Source organism: Bradyrhizobium sp. 613_E4_N2_2 (assembly GCF_052075995.1).
GTDB lineage: Bacteria > Pseudomonadota > Alphaproteobacteria > Rhizobiales > Xanthobacteraceae > Bradyrhizobium > Bradyrhizobium barranii.
The window spans coordinates 6,864,619-6,879,517 of the sequence record NZ_CP197234.1 but is presented as its reverse complement, the minus strand read 5'-3'; the positions used below and the strand labels follow the sequence as shown (position 1 = coordinate 6,879,517).

The 14,899-nt window shown below is 63.9% G+C and carries 11 protein-coding genes and 1 pseudogene; 9 read left to right on the top strand and 3 right to left on the bottom strand.

Features of this window, described 5'->3' with window-relative positions; all coding sequences use genetic code 11:
- Positions 1 to 49: 49 nt before the first annotated feature.
- A complete protein-coding gene (locus AB7290_RS32570; RefSeq protein ID WP_135215070.1) occupies positions 50 to 424 on the top strand; it encodes a hypothetical protein in 375 nt (124 codons plus the stop codon).
- Here AB7290_RS32570 and AB7290_RS32565 read toward each other — a convergent pair.
- On the bottom strand, positions 393 to 776 hold the full coding sequence (locus AB7290_RS32565) for a YidH family protein (protein ID WP_028150113.1): 384 nt from the start codon (positions 774 to 776) through the stop codon (positions 393 to 395). The genes AB7290_RS32570 and AB7290_RS32565 overlap by 32 nt on opposite strands.
- A 97-nt stretch (positions 777 to 873) precedes the next feature.
- The gene (locus AB7290_RS32560; protein WP_085404556.1) at positions 874 to 1,617 is read right to left on the bottom strand and encodes an SDR family NAD(P)-dependent oxidoreductase; all 744 of its coding nucleotides are present in this window, start codon (positions 1,615 to 1,617) and stop codon (positions 874 to 876) included.
- A gap of 145 nt (positions 1,618 to 1,762) precedes the next feature.
- Between AB7290_RS32560 and AB7290_RS32555 the strand changes: the two genes are divergently transcribed.
- The 6 genes and pseudogenes from AB7290_RS32555 (at position 1,763) to AB7290_RS32530 (ending at position 9,328) form a co-directional block, all read left to right on the top strand.
- Positions 1,763 to 2,533 carry a methyltransferase domain-containing protein gene (locus AB7290_RS32555; protein WP_085404472.1) on the top strand — a complete coding sequence of 257 codons (771 nt, stop codon included), beginning with the start codon at positions 1,763 to 1,765 and terminating at the stop codon, positions 2,531 to 2,533.
- A gap of 212 nt (positions 2,534 to 2,745) precedes the next feature.
- On the top strand, positions 2,746 to 3,747 hold the full coding sequence (locus tag AB7290_RS32550; RefSeq protein WP_085404471.1) for a DctP family TRAP transporter solute-binding subunit: 1,002 nt from the start codon (positions 2,746 to 2,748) through the stop codon (positions 3,745 to 3,747).
- A 236-nt stretch (positions 3,748 to 3,983) separates the two neighbouring features.
- Positions 3,984 to 4,352 (top strand): annotated as a pseudogene (locus AB7290_RS32545) (TRAP transporter small permease); the annotation flags it as partial.
- Between the two features lie 240 nt (positions 4,353 to 4,592).
- Complete coding sequence (locus AB7290_RS32540) at positions 4,593 to 5,876, top strand: TRAP transporter large permease (RefSeq protein WP_321576422.1); 1,284 nt, start codon at positions 4,593 to 4,595, stop codon at positions 5,874 to 5,876.
- 119 nt (positions 5,877 to 5,995) lie between these two features.
- Positions 5,996 to 7,153 carry a GGDEF domain-containing protein gene (locus AB7290_RS32535; protein WP_085404470.1) on the top strand — a complete coding sequence of 386 codons (1,158 nt, stop codon included), beginning with the start codon at positions 5,996 to 5,998 and terminating at the stop codon, positions 7,151 to 7,153.
- A gap of 252 nt (positions 7,154 to 7,405) precedes the next feature.
- Positions 7,406 to 9,328, top strand: coding sequence for an alkyl/aryl-sulfatase (locus AB7290_RS32530; protein ID WP_085404469.1), 1,923 nt, complete (start codon positions 7,406 to 7,408; stop codon positions 9,326 to 9,328).
- Between the two features lie 180 nt (positions 9,329 to 9,508).
- Here the strand turns inward: AB7290_RS32530 and AB7290_RS32525 are convergent, their stop codons facing one another.
- Positions 9,509 to 10,579: a glycosyltransferase family 4 protein gene (locus AB7290_RS32525; RefSeq protein ID WP_085404468.1), complete on the bottom strand. Its 1,071-nt coding sequence runs from the start codon at positions 10,577 to 10,579 to the stop codon at positions 9,509 to 9,511.
- 272 nt (positions 10,580 to 10,851) lie between these two features.
- Between AB7290_RS32525 and AB7290_RS32520 the strand changes: the two genes are divergently transcribed.
- Both AB7290_RS32520 and AB7290_RS32515 read left to right on the top strand, forming a co-directional pair.
- Positions 10,852 to 12,615: an ABC transporter ATP-binding protein gene (locus tag AB7290_RS32520; RefSeq protein ID WP_085404467.1), complete on the top strand. Its 1,764-nt coding sequence runs from the start codon at positions 10,852 to 10,854 to the stop codon at positions 12,613 to 12,615.
- A 59-nt stretch (positions 12,616 to 12,674) separates the two neighbouring features.
- Complete coding sequence (locus AB7290_RS32515) at positions 12,675 to 14,879, top strand: amylo-alpha-1,6-glucosidase (RefSeq protein ID WP_085404466.1); 2,205 nt, start codon at positions 12,675 to 12,677, stop codon at positions 14,877 to 14,879.
- Positions 14,880 to 14,899: the final 20 nt, after the last annotated feature.

Sequence of the window (14,899 nt, the reverse complement as noted above, 5' to 3'; positions counted from 1 at the left end):
GGCCGCCGACCTTCCGAGCGTGTTTCTTAAAGGGACCGCCTCTGCGTCATTGACGGCGGCGACGCCAGTAGATTTGGACGAGTGTGCGGCGAACGCCGCAACCCCAACGCGCCGCCGCGGCGATGCCGCAGCCGGCCCTGCCTTTCATTCAACCCGCGAAGCCCAAATTCTCACCATTGGCCTCGGCTTGCTCATTTCGGCGGCTTGGAATATGTATAGACATGCGGTCCATCATCGCGGCCGCAACATCACGTCAGTCAACACCGAGGTCGGCCCCGATGTGATCCTGATGGACGAGCCGTTCGGCGCTCTCGATGCCCAGACCCGTATGGTGATGCAAAGCGATCTCCAGACGTTGTCGATGGAAGCCGGCGCCACCGCTAGGTCCAAAGTCAGAGCGCAAAATAGACGGTCATCGCTGTAACGATCAGGCCCAGCACAACGGCGAGCACCAGTTCTGTCTTGATGCCGCCGGCGGAATGAGATTGTGCGTCGTCAATCATTCGGCCAGTCCTGATGAAGCGAAAGAGCGAAATCACGATGATTGCGATCCCGATCGCGATCAGCGCGAGGCCGTCATAGTGACTGAACGCTCCCGTGAAGCGATCGAATTGCAGTCGGGACCCGATCTCCGTCCTGTTGGCTTCAGCGATAGTTCGGACGAAGAGGTTGAATTTCTCGACGACAAAGCCAAACGCGATGATTGCGATGCCCGTCCTGACCCAGGCGAGAAAAGTCCGCTCGTTTGCCGCGTGGTCTGAGTATCTCTCAATCATCGAGACCTCTCTGGTTGCTGTCGATGGGGTTCGTCGCGCGCTATTCCCGCAGGAGCGGAGCGGCGGGGCGCAATGTATGCGAAGCCAGGGCAAGCCCTCAGAACTGATACCGCCGCAGCCCCCCATCCACCGGGATCACCGTCCCCGTGATGTACCGCGCCACCGGCGACGCCAAAAACACCGCGAGCGCTGCCAGATCCTCCGGCTCGCCCCAATAGCCGACCGGGATTTCTTCTTCGGCAAAGCGCTCGCGATAACCCGGCGGATAGTTGCGGCGGATCTGTTCGCTCATGATGCGGCCGGGCGGGATGCAGTTGATGGTGATGCCGTGCTCGCCGATCTCGCGCGACAGGCCCTTGGCCCAGGCGTGCACGGCGGCCTTGGCGGCGAAGGCGGCGTTGAGTCCCTCCGGCTCGGACTTGCCGGTGATGTTGACGATGCGGCCCCATTTGCGTTCGATCATCTGCGGCAGCAGCGCATGCGCGATGCGGCGGTAGCTGGTGAAGTTCAGCGCGATCGCCTCGTCCCATTTGCTGTCGGGCGCATCGACGGGAAGGGGGCGGCTGCCGCCGGCATTGTTGATGAGGATGTCGACATGGCCGAGCTCCTTTTGCGCAAAGGCCGCGATGTTCTCCGCGGCGTCCTTCGCCATCACGTCCTGCTCGAACGACGTGATCAGGCCGGAGCCGACTTCCTTCACCAGCTCGGCAAGGAGATCAGTGCGCCGCGCCACGCCGACGACGCGGACGCCTTCGGCAGCCAGGCCCTTGGCGATGGCGCGGCCGATGCCGATGCTCGCTCCTGTCACGACTGCGGTTTTCGATTTGAGCCCGAGGTCCATGGTCACACGCTCTCTTGTTTGCTTTTTGCTTCTTGTCGTTCGTTTCCTGCCCGTCCCGCCGGCTTCGCGAATTGCCTGAGCGGGACGAGCAGTGGTAACCAAGAGCCTCGACGAAGGAAACACGAAAAAGAAAAGGCGTTGAGCAATGGTCTGGGATCCGCAGCAATACCTGAAATTCTCCGGCCATCGGCTTCGGCCCGCCGTCGACCTCTTGATGCGGATTCCGGATTTCGCCCCGCGCGCGATCGCCGATCTCGGGGCAGGGGCCGGCAACGTGACAAAACTGATCAAGGAGCGCTGGCCGGACGCGACCGTGACCGGTGTCGAGGGCTCGGCCGAGATGGTGGCCGCCGGCCGCAAGGCGGCGCCGGATGTGGAATGGTCGCACGAGGATCTCGGCCATTGGCGCCCCGCCAGGCAATACGATTTGATCTATTCCAATGCCGCACTGCACTGGCTGCCCAATCATGCGGCGCTGTTTCCGTCGGTCATGGAGAAGGTGACGCCCGGCGGCATGCTTGCGGTGCAGATGCCGCGCAACTTCCTCGCGCCATCGCATGTGCTGATCGGCGAGACGGCGCTGAACGGTCCGTGGCGGTCAAAGGTAGAGCATCTCGTTACCCCGCCGCCGGTCGAAGGGCCGGCCTTCTATCATGATTTGCTCGCGCCGCTTTCCCAGAACGTTGACATCTGGGAGACCGAATATCTGCAGGTGCTCGAAGGCGACAATCCCGTGAAGGAATGGACCAAGGGGACCTGGCTGACGCGCTATCTCGACATCCTGCAGGGCGACGAGAAGGCCGCGTTCGAGGCCGCCTATAGCGAGCGGGTGGCGAAGGCCTATCCGAAGAATGCGGCGGGGCAGACGCTGTTTCCGTTCCGGCGTCTGTTCATGGTCGCCCAGCGCAAGGGCTGATCGCACTGCCGCAATGCGACATAAACCGTTCGCAACCCGGGACTGGAAGCGGGTCCCGGGTTGCGCGGACAACAGCCATCAAGCTAGCTTGCCTGCGGCAAATTGGGCTTAGGTCTAGTTGTTCGGGTGGTGGATTGCTGCCACTACTGGGCTGCAAACCGGGCTGCAAAACAAAAAGAACCCGGTTTTAGAGGTTGTTGGGAGGTTACTTCATGCGCAAGCTGCTTCTTGCGGTCGCCGCCGCAGCTATTCTTGTGACCCCAGCGGTGGCACAGGCCCAGAGCCCGATCGTCATCAAGTTCAGCCACGTCGTCGCCAACGACACCCCGAAGGGCAAGGGCGCGCTGAAGTTCAAGGAACTCGCCGAGAAGTACACCGACGGCAAGGTCAAGATCGAAGTCTATCCGAACTCCTCGCTCTACAAGGACAAGGAGGAGATCGAGGCGCTTCAGCTCGGTTCGGTGCAGATGCTGGCGCCCTCGACTGCGAAATTCGCGCCGCTCGGCATCAAGGAGTTCGAGGCGCTCGATCTGCCCTGGCTGTTCAAGGACGACGAGACCTATTCCAGCGCGATGAAGGGCACGATCGGCAAATGGCTGTTCCAGAAGCTCGAGGCCAAGGGCATCACGGGGCTCGCCTATTGGGACAACGGCTTCCACATGGTGTCGTCGAACCGCGCGTTGATGAAGCCTGAGGATTTCAAGGGCCTGAAATTCCGCATCTCCGGATCGAAGATCGCCGACCAGTATTTCCGCCTGATGGGCTCGATCCCGCAGATCATGGCGTTCTCCGAAGTCTACCAGGCGCTCCAGACCGGCGTGGTCGACGGCTGCGAAAACACCGCGTCGAACTACCTGACCCAGAAGTTCTACGAGGTGCAGAAGGACATCACAGTGTCCTATCACGCGCATCTGCAATATGCGGTCATCGTCAACTCGAAATTCTGGTCCGGCCTGCCGCCCGACATCCGCACCCAGCTCGAGAAGGCGATGGTGGATGCAACCGAGTACACCAACCAGATCGCGCACCAGGAGAACGAGGACGCGCTGGCCGAGATCAAGAAGGCGGGCAAGACCAAGCTGCATTATCTGACTGACGCCGACCGCAAGGCGTGGCAGGAATCGATGCGGCCGACTTATACATGGGCAAAGGGTCGGGTCGGGCAGGAGGTGCTCGATCTCGTCGCCAAGGAACTCGACGTCAAGATGAACTGACGCGTTTTCCGCAAGGACAATACGAACGGTCGGGAGTGTGCGCACTTCCGGCCGTTTCGCATCGATAGGGGGACTTTGATTTGCTTCGCGTGCTCAATCAGGCGCTCAACCATCTCGAAGAATGGCTGATCGCGACGCTCATCGCGGCTGCAACCGGGTTGATCTTCATCGCCGTGGTGCACCGTTACGGCGCAGGCGAATCGATCGTCCTCTCCAGATGGGCGGCTGCGCACGGGATGAACTGGCTCGCGACGCTGTCGATGGCGGTGTTCACCTTCCTGTCCGAGCTCGACCTGTCCTGGGCGCAGGAACTCTGCATCTACATGTTCATCTGGATGGCGAAGTTCGGCGCAGCCTATGGCGTGCGCACCGGCATCCATGTCGGCGTCGACCTGCTCGTCAACCGCCTGCCCGAACATTCGCGCAAGCACGTGATCCTGTTCTCGCTGCTGTGCGGCGCGCTGTTCACGGGCATGATCGCGGCCTTCGGCGCCTCCTTCGTCGCCGAGATGTTCAAGACCGGCCAGCAGTCCAATGATTTGGAAGCGCCGATGTGGTTCGTCTATCTGGCGATCCCGCTCGGCTCGGGCCTGATGTGCTTCCGCTTCCTCCAGGTCTCGTGGTCCTACTACTGGACCGGCCATCTGCCGCATCATGACGAGAGTCATGTCGAGGGCGTGGAGGCCGACGTCTCGCCCGCGCTGCATCCGCAGCCCGCCGGCGCGGCGACCAGGGCGGCCGCGCGAAAAGTGTCGCCGCTCGGCGTCATCCTGATCATGGCGCCGATCCTGATCTTCGCGATGTGTCTCGCCGAGAAGTTCGGCGTTGTGGTGCTGCCGCACTGGATGCGTGCCGCGACCGTGTTCGCGCTGCTGATCGCGCTGATGCTGACCGGCATCCCGGTCTCGATCGCGCTCGGCCTCACCGTGATGACGTTCCTGTTCACGCTGACCACAGTGCCGATCGAAGCCGTCTCGATGAAGCTCTTCACGGGCATCGAGGGGTTCGAGATCATGGCGATCCCGTTCTTCATCCTCGCCGGCAATTTCCTCACCCATGGCGGCGTCGCGCGCCGCATGATCAATTTCGCGACCTCGCTGATCGGCCACTGGCACGGCGGTCTCGGCCTTGCCGGCATCGTCGCCTGCGCGATGTTCGCGCTGGTCTGCGGCTCGAGCGTCGCGACCGTTGCCGCGATCGGCGCGATCGTGCTGCCGGAGATGGTCCGCCACGGCTATCCCATGCATTTCGGCGCCGGCATCATCACCGTTGCCGGCTCGCTCGGCATCCTGATGCTGCCGTCGATACCGAAGATCGTCTATGCGGTCTCCACCAATACCTCGATCGGCGCGCTGTTCGTCGCGGGCCTGCTGCCGGGCATCATGCTGACGACGATGCTCTGCATCGTCACCTGGTGGCTCGCACGCAAGCGCGACTATCCACGCCTGCCGAAGGCGAGCTGGGGCGAGACCGTCCGCACCTTCCGCGAGAGCATCTGGGGATTGATGCTGGTCGTCATCATCATCGGCGGCATCTACAGCGGCCTGTTCACCGCCACCGAGGCGGCCGCGATGGCTGCGGTCTACTCCTTTGTCATCGCGGTGTTTGTCTACAAGGCGATCAAGATCGTGGACGTGCCGCGGGTGCTGCTGCGCGCCGCCAACACCAGCGCGATGCTGCTCTACATCGTCACCAACGCGGTGCTGTTCTCCTTCGTGCTCTCCAACGAGAACCTGCCGGCGACCTTGGCCGACTGGATCGCGGCGCAGAACCTCGGCTGGGTCGGCTTCCTCTTGGTCGTCAACATCCTCTTACTGCTCGCCGGCAACTTCATGGAGCCGAACTCGATCATCCTGATCATGGCGCCGATCCTGGCGCCGGCGGCCAAGAAGCTCGGCATCGACCTCGTGCATTTCGGCATCGTGATGGACGTCAACATGGAGGTCGGCCTCTGCCATCCGCCTGTCGGGTTAAATCTCTACGTCGCCTCGATGATAGCGCGCATGCGAATAACCGAGCTCGCGGTCGCCGTGTTGCCGTGGCTCATCACCATGCTCGGCTTCCTCGTCATCGTGACCTACTGGCCCGATCTGACGCTGTGGCTGCCGCGGGTGCTGGGGATGCATTAGCCTATGCACGACCGGGACATGGCTAACGCGCGGTAAACCCGCACACTCAAATGCCATCGCTGTGCTGGGAACCCATTTTACGGGTCTGCGGTAGAAGCATGCCAGCGGATGGGGCTGGCATGTTCTTCAACAGAATGGAATCCGGACGGGCGTCGATTTCGGACGCCGTCTATATGGAAGTCATCACGGGCCTTCACGGCACGACGATGCCCACCATTCTTGCGGCCGCCTGCCAGGCGATGGTCGGTGCGATCACGACCTATGAGACCGGCGACATCGTGACGGCCGGCCTGACGGTTGCCGGTGTGGTGGTGGCCATTGTCCGCCTGTTCGAGATATTCGCTTTCCGTCGCCGCCTCTCATGTCCGCCGCAGCTCGGTCGGGCCGAGGCCGCGCGCTGGGAGCGGCGCTATGTTGCCGGCACCGTTGCAACGGCATCCGTGCTCGGCGTGTTTGCCGCGCGCAGCATCGTGCTGGGTGATGCACTCTGTTCCGTGATGGCGATTGGCATCGGCTTCGGCTTTGGCGCCGGCGTGGTGGCGCGGCTGGCGCTGCGTCCCGTCGCGGCGCTGCTCGATCTCGTCGCAATCGCAGCGCCTGCTGCGATCGTGACCTTCATGCAACCCGATCTGCGCCATGTCGGGCTCGGGCTCCTCATCCTGATGTATGTGGCCGCGAGCTTCGAGATGGTGCGGCTGAGCTTCAATGCCTCGATCAACCAGATCACGCTCAAGCGGCAGTTCGAGCAGCTCTCGCGCCTGGACCCGATGACCGGCGCGTCCAATCGTTCGGTGCTGGCCACGGACCTGCCGCAGATGCTGGCGGCCGGGATGATTGCCGTCCATACGCTCGACCTCGACCGCTTCAAGGAGGCGAACGACCGGTTCGGCCATCCCGTCGGTGACGCACTGCTGAAGCAGGTCGCCGGGCGGCTCAAGGCGCTCGCCGCGCAGGATGACCTCGTGGTCCGGATGGGCGGCGACGAGTTCGTCCTGGTGCAGCGTGCGGCGGCTGATGCGGAAGCGATGGCGCAGCGCATCGTGCAGTCGATCAGCGCGCCCTATGATATCGACGGACAAATGATCGAGCTCGGCGTCAGCGTCGGCGTCGCCGTCGCGCCGGACGACGGGCGCACTGCCGAGGCGCTGTTGTCGCGCTCCGACAAGGCGCTATATCGGGCCAAGCAGGAACGCGGCGGCTATGTGCTGGCGCGGGATTTGCGGATGGCGGATGCGACCGCATCGGGCCAGACCTTGGCGGAAGAGCTCGCTGCGTAAGCCACGCGGACGGTGCACCCTCTCCCCTTGTGGGAGAGGGTGGCTCGCCGCGCAGCGGCGAGGCGGGTGAGGGGTTTCTCTCCGCACAAACAGTCTTGCGGGCGGAGATATACCCCTCATCCGGCGCTTCGCGCCACCTCTCCCACAAGGGGAGAAGGGAAGAGGCATCTCGCTCGATTTCGGCAGTCTCCTCCGATAGCAATCACCCGCGAGATGCGGTTAGATGTTCGCACAGGCCGGGAGGAAACAAGAATGACCAGCAACGAGCCGAAGGACGCAACACCCTCCGTCACCGCGCAGCATGATGCGATGCTGAATGCGCTGCCGTTTTCCGACACGCGGGATTTCGACGATGCCGCACGTGGCTTCCTTGGTACGATCGAGAATGCGGAGATCGCCAACCCGCAGGGGCGGACGGTGTGGAGCCTGAAGCCCTATGGCTTCCTCTCCAGCGAGACGGCGCCGCCGACCGTCAATCCGAGCTTGTGGCGACAGGCGCGGCTCAACATGCATCACGGCCTGTTCGAGGTGGTGCCCGGCGTCTACCAGGTGCGCGGGCTCGACATCGCCAACATGACGCTGATCGAGGGCGACAGCGGCGTCATCGTCGTGGACACGCTGACGTCGATCGAGGGCGCACGTGCCGCGCTCGATCTCTATTACAGGCATCGTGGCCAGAAGCCGGTGGCCGCCGTCATTTTCACCCACACCCATACCGACCATTGGGGTGGCGCGCGCGGCGTGCTGGAGGAGGACGCGCTGGCAACCGGCGCCGTGCCGATCATCGCGCCGAACCTGTTCATGGAGCATGCCGTCTCCGAGAACATCATCGCGGGGCCGGCGATGCTGCGGCGGGCACAATACCAGTTCGGGCCGTTCCTCGCCAAAGGCGTGCGGGGGCAGGTCGACAACGGGCTCGGCAAGTCGATGGCGGCGGGCGCCGTGGCACTGCTGCGTCCGACCGACCTGATCATGGCGACCGGCGACAGGCGCGTGATCGACGGCGTCGAATTCGAATTCCAGATGGCGCCGAACAGCGAAGCGCCGGCGGAGATGCACTTCTTCATCCCGCGCTACAGACTGTTGAACCTCGCCGAGAACTGTACGCACAATTTCCACAATCTGCTGCCGTTCCGCGGCGCCGACGTGCGCGATGCGCTGGCGTGGTCGAAGTACCTCAACGAGGCCTTGCGGCTCTGGGACGGCAAGGCCGAGGCGATGTGCGGCCAGCATCACTGGCCGGTGTGGGGGCGCGAGCGGATCGGCACGATGATCCGCCAGCAGCGCGATCTCTACAAGTTCGCGCATGACCAGACCATCCGCCTGATGAACCACGGCCTCACCGCCGCCGAGATCGCCGAGACGATCCAGTTGCCGAAGAGCCTGGAGGGCGCCTGGCACGGCCGCGGCTATTACGGCCACATCCGGCACAACGTGAAGGCGATCTACCAGAAATATCTCGGCTGGTACGATGCCAACCCGGTCAATCTCGATCCGCTGCCGCCGGTGGAATCCGGCAAGAAGTATGTCGAGTACATGGGCGGCGCCGAGGCCATCCTCGCGCGCGCACGCAAGGACTTCGACAAAGGCGAGTTCCGCTTTGTCGCGCAGGCGCTCGGCCATCTCGTCTTCGCGGAGCCGGAGAATGAAGCGGCGCGTCTGTTGCTCGCGGATACGCTCGAGCAGCTCGGTTATGCCGCCGAGAGCTCGACCTGGCGCAACGCCTATCTGTTCGGCGCGCAGGAGCTGCGTCAGGGCATGCCCAAGACCCCGCCGCGTCCGCCAATGCCGCGCGAGACGCTGGCCGCGCTACGCACCGAGCAGCTCTGGGACGTGCTCGGCATTCGGCTCAACGGCCCCAAGGCCGAGGGCAAGCACATCGTGCTGAATTGGAGCTTTTCCGATACCGGCGAGATCTTCGTGCTCAACCTGGAGAATTGCGCGCTGACTTATACGGAGGGCGTGCAGGCGGAAGGCGCGGACGCCAGTTTCACGCTCGCGCGCGCAACGCTCGATGAGGTCATCGCGAAACTGACGAGCTTTCCGGAAGCGGTCGCCGCCGGCAAGATCAAGCTCGCGGGCAACCCGATGCGGCTTGCCGAGCTGATGGGCCTGATGGACGAATTCCCGCGCATGTTCGAGATCGTCGAGCCGAAGCGGGCGGTGGTGAGTTAGGGCGCCGCCGCCGCCACGTTCTTGCTGGCATCGCCCTCCGCACGCTCGCTGTCATCGCCCGGCTTGACCGGGCGATGACAGTATTCCTGAGACCGCAGTGCTTGAGCCGAGAAGTCGCGGAGTACTGGATGCCCCGGTCAAGCCGGGGCATGACAGTGTGTCGTGAGGTGAAAGCGGCCCTTACTCCGCGCTGCTCACCAGCTTGATCCGCGGCGCCTGCGCTTCCGTCAGGCTGCGATAGGCCGCGAGATAATCCAGCGCCATCCGCCGCGCCGTGAAGCGCTTCTCGAACTGCTTGCGGATGGCCGCGCGATCGAGTTGCGGCAGGCGCTTGACGACGCCGGCAGCGCTGATGATGTCCTCGACCACGAAGCCGGTGAGGCCCTCATCGATGATCTCGGGCACCGAGCCGCGGTTGAAAGCGACGACCGGTGTGCCGCAGGCCATGGCTTCGATCATCACGAGGCCAAACGGCTCCGGCCAGTCGATCGGCAGCAGGAGGCCGAGCGCGCCGCTCAGGAAGTCGGATTTCTCGTGGTCACCGATCTCGCCGATGAAGTCGACCAGCGGATTGTTCTGGATCATCGGCTTGATCAGCTCGTCGTAATAGTCCTGGTCGGCGCGATCGACCTTGGCCGCGATCTTCAGCGGGATGCCGCAATGCATCGCGATCTTGATGGCGCGGTCGACGCCCTTCTCGGGCGCGATGCGGCCGAGCACGGCGAGATATTCCTGCTTCGCCGGCTTCGGCGTCAGCAAGTTCTCCGGCAGGCCGTGGTGGATCGTCGTCACCCAGTTCGCCTGCGGCACCGGCCTGCGCTGCGCGTTCGAGATCGAGATGACAGGCATTTTCGAGAAGGTGTTGAACACGGGCTGATGCTCCGGCAGGTCGAGCCGGCCGTGCAGCGTGGTCACGAACGGGGTCGGCTGCCGGTGGAACAGGGACCACGGATAGTAATCGAGATGGAAGTGGAGGAAGTCGAACTCCTCGTCGTCACATTTCTGCCGCACGCGCTCCAGGAGCACCATATGCAGCGCGTTGGGATCGCGCACGGAACCGTCGAGACGAAGCGCCCGCGGCCAAAGTGCGTCGAGCTTCGCCGACGTCTGCGAGTCGCCGCTGGCGAACAGGGTTACATCGTGTCCAAGGGCAACCAACTCCTCCGTCAACCAGTGCACCACCCGCTCGGTGCCGCCATACAGCTTGGGTGGAACAGCCTCAGTCAACGGAGCTACCTGCGCGATGCGCATCTCGCCATCTCCTCTGTGATCATAGAAGTTAAACCCCCGCCGTGTCTCGGCACCGGCATGCCAGACGAGGGAACGTTCTCGCAATTGCGAAGTTCCTTCAACGAACGTTACTTCTTCGACACACTTCAGTCGGCCGCGATGCTGCCATCTCCTCTTCTCACATCGTCCGCATCCGCATGTCGTGATGGCCCGGCCCGGGAACCGAGGCGAAGCGGTCGATGTTCAATCGGCTAATAGAAAAATCGAAATCAATACGACGGGGTCGCAGTCACATGGATCATCTTTCTGGTTACGCGCGCAGGCCATTTGCCTTTGTCTTGCGCTATCTGCGACGACGGCCGGCATCGCATCTCGTGATCCTGACCGCTGTCGTTGCAGCCGTTGCCTGTTCCGTGGGCACGCAGTACGGCGTCAAATCCCTGGTCGACAGCCTGTCCGCTGGAACTTCGCACGGTGGCAGCGTATGGCTGGCATTCATTTTACTCATGTCGCTGATCGCGGCGGACAATTTCCTGTGGCGGATCGCGAGCTGGACCGCGAGCTTCACCTTCGTTCGTGTCACGGGTGATTTACGCCGTGACATATTTCGTCATCTGACCGGACACGCGCCGAGCTATTTCTCGGATCGCATGCCGGGCATGCTGACGAGCCGTATCACCGCGACCTCAAACGCGGTGTTCACGGTCGAGAACATGTTCGTCTGGAATGTGTTGCCGCCGTGCATCGCCACAATTGCGGCCATCGGGCTGATTGGAACCGTCAGTCCCTATATGGCACTCGGCCTGATCGTGGTCGCGGGCGGTATGGTGATAGCGATGTTCCATCTGGCCGCGGCCGGCAAGCCGCTGCATGACGACTTTGCCGACAAGGCCGCCGTCGTCGACGGCGAGATGATCGATGTCATCAGCAACATGCCGCTGGTCCGCGCCTTCTGCGGCATCAGCCATGAGCACGAGCGGTTCGACGCGACGGTGAACCGGGAACTGACCGCGCGCGGCCGTAGCCTGCGTTATCTGGAAAAGCTGCGGCTCACGCATGCCGGCATAACGGTCGTCCTGACGGTGGCGCTGATGGCCTGGGCAATCACGCTCTGGCAGCAGGGCGAGGCGACCACCGGCGATGTCGTGCTGGTCTGTACGCTCGGCCTCTCCATTCTCAACGCGACGCGCGACCTCGCGGTGGCGCTGGTCGATGTCACCCAGCACGTCGCGCGCCTGACCGAGGCGATCGCGACCCTGCTCATGCCGCATGAATTGCGCGATCATCCCGAGGCCGAGCCGCTGATGAAGAGCGGCGCCGCGATCGCATACAACAACGTCACCTTCGGCTATCCCGGTGGCGAGAAGATTTTTGAACGGTTCAGCCTGCGGCTTCAGCCCGGCCAGCGCGTCGGCCTGGTCGGCCAGTCGGGCGGAGGGAAATCGACCCTGTTCACGTTGCTGCAGCGGTTCTACGATGTCGATGAAGGCAGCGTGACCATCGACGGCCAGGATATTTCCAAGGTGACCCAGCTAAGCCTGCGTGAAGCCATCTCGGTCGTGCCGCAGGATATATCGTTGTTCCATCGCTCGATCCGCGAGAACATCCGCTACGGCCGTCCGAACGCGACCGACGACGAGGTGCTGCGCGCGGCGATCGCGGCGCGCTGCGATTTCATCGATAGCCTGCCGGAGGGCCTCGACACCATGGTCGGCGACCGCGGCGTGAAAATGTCCGGCGGCCAGCGCCAGCGCATCGCGATCGCGCGGGCCTTCCTGAAGGACGCGCCGATCCTGCTGCTCGATGAGGCCACCGCCGCGCTCGACAGCGAATCCGAGGAGGCGATCCGCGAGGCGCTGTTGCGCCTGATGCGCGGCCGCACCGTGATCGCGATCGCGCACCGGCTGGCGACGCTGCGCAATTTCGATCGCGTCCTGGTGCTGAAGAATGGCAAGATCATCGAGGACGGCGCGCCCGACCGCCTGATGCAGGGCCACGGTCCCTACCGTGAGCTGGTGACGCAGGAGATGAGCCGGCTGGCGAAGTTCGCCGCGTAAGTCCAACAGTTGCGTTTGCGTTGGTCGCGTTCGAAAAATAGGCCGCAGGGGAGCAGCTCATGGCAGCCGAAGCCGTAACCCAGATCATCTCGGTAGCGCAGACGGAGGAGGCCGTCGCGGAGCAGGCGTTCTACATTCCGATGACGGGGCCCGCCGCGCGGCCCCGTCGGTCGCTCAAGCACGACGACACCTTCATCGTGCTGGACAGCCATGGCGATATCGGCGCCTCCGCGGGCGGGCCGGACGGCCTGTTCAACCACGACACGCGCTATCTGGCGCGGCTGGAGCTCGTGCTGGACGACCTCCAGCCGCTGCTGCTCGGCTCGAATCTGCGCGACGACAATTCGGCCCTGACCGTCGATCTCACCAATCCCGATATCTATCGGCAGGGCCGCATCGTGCTCCAGAAGGACCTGCTGCACATCGTGCGCACGATCTTCCTGTGGCGCGGCACGGCCTATCAGCGCATCGGCGTGCAGAACCATGGCGACCGTCGCGCCAGCCTGGAGCTGACGCTGCTGTTCGACTGCGATTTTGCCGATCTGTTCGAGGTGCGCGGCGAGCGGCGCCCGCACCGCGGGACCGGCACCAGCAAGTTGCTCGGGCCGACCGACGTGCTGTTCCACTATCGCGGCCTTGACGATGCCGTGCGTACCACCGGCCTGCATTTCGACCCGCGTCCGACGCGGCTGTCGGTGAATGCCGCGACCTGGCAGCTCGATCTGGACCCGCACCAGTCGAAATCCCTGTTCGTGGCGGTGTCCTGCAACCGGCCGATCGCGGAGAAGCCCGCGCGCTTTTTCAGGGGCCTGCTCGCCCATCGCCGCGAGATGCGCCGGTCGACGATGGGCATGGCCAACATCGAGACGTCGAACAACATCTTCAACCAGGTGCTGTGCCAGGCCATGGCCGACCTCAACATGCTGATGACGGAGACGCCGCAGGGGCGTTATCCCTATGCCGGCATTCCCTGGTACTCGACGACGTTCGGCCGCGACGGCCTGATCACCGCGCTCCAGATGCTGTGGATCGATCCGCGGGTCGCGAAGGGCGTGCTGCGGCGGCTCGCGCATTTTCAGGCAGAGACGGTCGATCCGCTGAACGATGCGGCGCCCGGAAAAATCCTGCACGAGATGCGTGGCGGCGAGATGGCTGCGCTCCGCGAGGTGCCGTTCGCGCAATATTACGGCAGCGTGGATTCGACCGCCTTGTTCGTGCTGCTCGCCGGAAGCTATTTCGAGCGCACCGGCGACGAAAAGACCCTGACCGAGCTGTGGCCGGCGATCGAGGCGGGGCTGGCCTGGATCGACGGCCCGGGCGACCCCGACAGGGACGGCTTCGTCGAATACCAGCGCGCCACCGAAAAGGGCCTCGCCAACCAGGGCTGGAAAGACTCTTATGACGCGATCTTCCATGCCGATGGCCAGCTTGCGGAAGGCAATCTCGCCCTTGCCGAGGTGCAGGGCTACGTCTTTGCTGCCAAGCAGCTCGCCGCACGTTGTGCGCTGCGGCTCGGCAAGCCGGACCTCGCCAGAAAGCTCGAGACCGAGGCCAAGGCGCTGGCCGAGCGGTTCGAGAAGGCATTCTGGTGCGAGGAGCTCGGTACCTATGCGCTCGCGCTCGACGGCAGGAAGCGGCCCTGCAAGGTGCGGACGTCCAATGCCGGGCAGGTGCTGTTCAGCGGCATGATCCGCGAGGACCGCGCACGTCTCGTCGCCGCCGATCTGATGGCGCCGCACTTCTTCTCGGGCTGGGGCATCCGCACGGTCGCGCAAGGCGAGGTGCGCTACAATCCGATGTCCTATCATGACGGCTCGATCTGGCCGCACGACAATGCGCTGATCGCGCTCGGGCTCGCGCGCTACGGGCTCAAGCATTCGGTGGCACATCTCTTCAAGGGTTTGTTCGACGCGGCGACCTACATGGACCTGCGGCGGCTGCCCGAATTGTTCTGCGGCTTCCGGCGCGAGAAGCGGCGCGGCCCGACGCTCTATCCGGTCGCCTGCGCGCCGCAGGCCTGGGCCAGCGCGACGCCATTCACGCTGCTGGAGGCCGCGCTCGGCATCGAGTTCGACGTCGCGCGCGGCGAGATTCGCCTGCGCAATCCGCATCTGCCGGCGTTCCTGAACGAGGTGATCCTGCGCGATCTGCGCCTGGGCAGTTCCAGCGTGGATCTGCGCGTCAGCCGTCACGGCGACGACGTCGCGCTGGAGGTCTTGCGCACGCGCGGCCAGATCCAGGTCTCGATCGTGCTGGCGCGCTAGCGGCGCGCCGGGAGGAGGGT

Coding starts and splice junctions, on each gene's coding strand:
- AB7290_RS32565 (WP_028150113.1), bottom strand. CDS start 776: ATGATTGAGAGATACTCAGACCACGCGGCAAACGAGCGGACTTTTCTC.
- AB7290_RS32560 (WP_085404556.1), bottom strand. CDS start 1,617: ATGGACCTCGGGCTCAAATCGAAAACCGCAGTCGTGACAGGAGCGAGC.
- AB7290_RS32555 (WP_085404472.1), top strand. CDS start 1,763: ATGGTCTGGGATCCGCAGCAATACCTGAAATTCTCCGGCCATCGGCTT.
- AB7290_RS32550 (WP_085404471.1), top strand. CDS start 2,746: ATGCGCAAGCTGCTTCTTGCGGTCGCCGCCGCAGCTATTCTTGTGACC.
- AB7290_RS32540 (WP_321576422.1), top strand. CDS start 4,593: ATGCGTGCCGCGACCGTGTTCGCGCTGCTGATCGCGCTGATGCTGACC.
- AB7290_RS32535 (WP_085404470.1), top strand. CDS start 5,996: ATGTTCTTCAACAGAATGGAATCCGGACGGGCGTCGATTTCGGACGCC.
- AB7290_RS32530 (WP_085404469.1), top strand. CDS start 7,406: ATGACCAGCAACGAGCCGAAGGACGCAACACCCTCCGTCACCGCGCAG.
- AB7290_RS32525 (WP_085404468.1), bottom strand. CDS start 10,579: ATGCGCATCGCGCAGGTAGCTCCGTTGACTGAGGCTGTTCCACCCAAG.
- AB7290_RS32520 (WP_085404467.1), top strand. CDS start 10,852: ATGGATCATCTTTCTGGTTACGCGCGCAGGCCATTTGCCTTTGTCTTG.
- AB7290_RS32515 (WP_085404466.1), top strand. CDS start 12,675: ATGGCAGCCGAAGCCGTAACCCAGATCATCTCGGTAGCGCAGACGGAG.